The sequence below is a fragment of the Asaia sp. SF2.1 genome (assembly GCF_000505765.1).
GTDB lineage: Bacteria > Pseudomonadota > Alphaproteobacteria > Acetobacterales > Acetobacteraceae > Asaia > Asaia bogorensis.
In genome coordinates, this window is the sequence record NZ_AYXS01000006.1 from 13,072 (window position 1) to 14,886 (window position 1,815).

Genomic DNA, 1,815 nt, shown 5'->3' on the forward strand with positions numbered 1-1,815 from the left:
ACAACGACATCCGAAAACCCGAGTGGCGGCATGAGAGAGAGTTGGACCTGACGGCTGGCTGGTTTCGCCGTTGCGACGTTTACGCCATCAATCAGGTTGAGCGTATAGTCTGGTCCAATACCGCGCACCGAGATAAGCTGCCCTTCGCCGCGTGAGGCGTTGTCGATCATTGAGGCTGTGCCACCGATGCTGCTGCCAACGGTTGTCGACAAGACATTCACGCCGGGGAGGCGGGCGAGCGTTTCTGCGATGTTCGTGTCCGGGTGGCTTGCGATAAACGCGGCATCGGCGACCGAGACATCATTTTTTGCCCTAAGCTGCAGGAGGGCTGAGGATTTGCGAGCAACGACGGTTATATGTTCTGGACGTTCGCTCCCTGGGACAACAGATTTTGTGCTGCCCTTGGCGGGTTTTTTCGCCGTGCTCTGAAGCGTGGGGGCTGCAGGCGTCTGGGCTACAGCTGTTTGAGCGATAATAGCACAGCTGGCAAGGAGGAATGCTCTTGTAGCTACTGAGGTGATCGCAGAAATCTGAAAGCGCATAGACTACTGTCCCACATAAAAGTTTCAAAATATCAAACTTTCGTGAGCCTCTATTTGGTTGGCTTTGATCTTACAACGCAGTCACAATAATATAATATAACGTAAACAAAACTGACGCTGTAAGTCTGCCAACTTATATAATATGTTATTTGCATTGATAAAAATTTTATTGTGCGTATTTATATCGCCTCCAGTATCCTCGCATTAAATGTTCATTTCTTTCCTATCCCGGCGTGGTTATCTTTAAGTTGTTGAAGTATAAGAGCCCTTTTGAAAATTCGGCGCGAGGGGTTTTCAGGACGTCTGGCGCGTGATTCAAACTCGGGATGTGGATGCCAGAACAACGAGGCCGGATGGCCAATATCAAGCGCAAGACGAAGCGTTATCCGCCTGATCTGACCGATGGGGAATGGGTTGCGATGAAGGCAGCGACGATCGCAGCGGAACGCCGCATGCCCGGTCCGATCGCGATGCAGGCCGCGTATTCGTTGGTCGCACGCGACGTTGAGGCCGAGCATTTTCCGGTTGCGCGGGAAGGCGGCAGGTGATGAAGCTCCTATATTCGTCAAGCGGCCAGTCCGACTTCCTTGGGTCGGCAATACACAGGATCTGCTGGCAAGATCACCAACAGCCAGATTGGCGTGTTCGCGACCTAATGTCTCTGACAAGGGGCATGCTTTTCTCGACCGGGCGCTCTATTTTCCGAAAAGCTGGACTGATACATCGGAGCGCCTGGCATCCGCCCATGTGCCCGATGATATCCGCTTTGCCACCAAGCCGTCTCTGGCCACCACCATGATCGAGCAGGCGCTTGCAGCTGAAGTGCCGTTTTCCTGGGTTGCCGGTGACAGCGTTTATGGTGTCGGCGACCTGGAAATATCGCTGCGTCGCGCGGGCAAAGAGTTCGTGCTGGGCGTGAATGCCAACCACTGTTTCCATTCCTGGCGTCCCGACGTGACGTGGGTCGGCGAGGCACGCGAGATTATCAAGATGCTGCCTGATGAGGCCTGGATCCGCTGTTCGGCCGGTCACGGCACCAGGGGTGATCGATGGTATGACTGGCTATATTGCCCCATGGCCGATCTCCAGGCATCAGAAATATTCTGACGGCCCTGGGGCCTTTTGGTCCGCCGCAATCCGGCTGATGGCGATCTACGCCATTTCACAACCTGGCGCCCACAGGGGACACAACTGGAGACGCTGGTGCAGGTCGAAGGAACGCGCTGGCGGATTGAGGAAGGCTTTGAAACCGCGAAAAATGAGTTCGGGTTCG

The 1,815-nt window shown here is 54.5% G+C and carries 1 protein-coding gene and 2 pseudogenes; 2 read left to right on the forward strand and 1 reads right to left on the reverse strand.

Annotation, left to right across the window (positions count from 1 at the left end):
- On the reverse strand, positions 1 to 542 hold a 542-nt coding region (locus P792_RS0118135; protein WP_035439428.1), incomplete at its 3' end, for a TonB-dependent receptor plug domain-containing protein.
- A 326-nt stretch (positions 543 to 868) separates the two neighbouring features.
- Here P792_RS0118135 and P792_RS37950 point away from each other — a divergent pair.
- Together P792_RS37950 and P792_RS24655 are read left to right on the forward strand one after the other, a co-directional pair.
- A pseudogene (locus P792_RS37950) lies at positions 869 to 967 on the forward strand (IS5/IS1182 family transposase); the annotation flags it as partial.
- Between the two features lie 162 nt (positions 968 to 1,129).
- Positions 1,130 to 1,815: pseudogene (locus P792_RS24655) on the forward strand (IS701 family transposase); the annotation flags it as partial.